This is a genomic window from Dulcicalothrix desertica PCC 7102, assembly GCF_003991905.1.
Lineage (GTDB): Bacteria > Cyanobacteriota > Cyanobacteriia > Cyanobacteriales > Nostocaceae > Dulcicalothrix > Dulcicalothrix desertica.
Map to the genome: position 1 here is coordinate 220,604 of NZ_RSCL01000019.1, position 872 is coordinate 221,475.

General features: G+C 41.2%; 1 pseudogene. It reads right to left on the reverse strand.

Annotated elements, in window-relative coordinates:
• Positions 1 to 872 (reverse strand): annotated as a pseudogene (locus DSM106972_RS34365) (hypothetical protein); the annotation flags it as partial.

Here is an 872-nt window from a genome sequence, read left to right on the forward strand (position 1 = left end):
GTCACAAAACTATTAATTGCAGTCGGTTGAATACGTCCAATTAGCCGAGTAGTCAAGTTTTGGAAAATCTTCGCCCCTGATGGAGATTGAGCAATTGTATCTGGGTCTTGAGCAGATAAAATTACTCGTATTCCAGCTTTGGCGCCGTTAGCACACAATCTACCAACAAGTGCAGCAATCGAATCGTATTCAAATAAAATTGGGCTTTCATCAATAAAGAATATGCTTGCTCTTGCTGCTAAAGCTCTGCGTAGTGCCGCACTATAAGCACTCAAACTTAAAATTGCCGCATCTTCATCATTAGATAAGTTACGCAAAGCAAATATTAATAGCCGCGCGTTACTTCTAAAAGTCGAAGGTTGTGCCAAAGCTTGACCAACTCGCGACGAAAGCCAAAATCTCAACCGTAAGCGAATAGTTTCTAACGCAGCTTTGGTATCACCAGTTAACGAATCAAGCCGTAAGCGTTCATGGGAGCAGAAATTTAAAAAGTCATGCAAAGTCGGCATTGTAGCCCATTCATCTGAGCCAAACCCATTGACATATGCTGCTGCATAACGGTCTCTAATCAAGTCGTCACTGAAAAAAGCTTTAAGCGCTAATGCTAAAATCGAACGTACCGTATCGGTAATCAATTGTGACTGGGCGCCGTTATAATCACGACGATTACCAGTTACCATTGCGAGTATTGCTGTAGCAAGAAAATCTTTGTAATCTTCAAACCTTTCTTGCTGGAGTTTCGAGGGGAGGGAACGTAAATCAGGTAGTTCAAATAAATTACTTGATTCTTTGCCAATATCAAAATATGCTCCATCTTCACCCATAAACCGAGTGTAATCAGTAAAGGTACTTGTTCCATCCGGTTTTGGGTA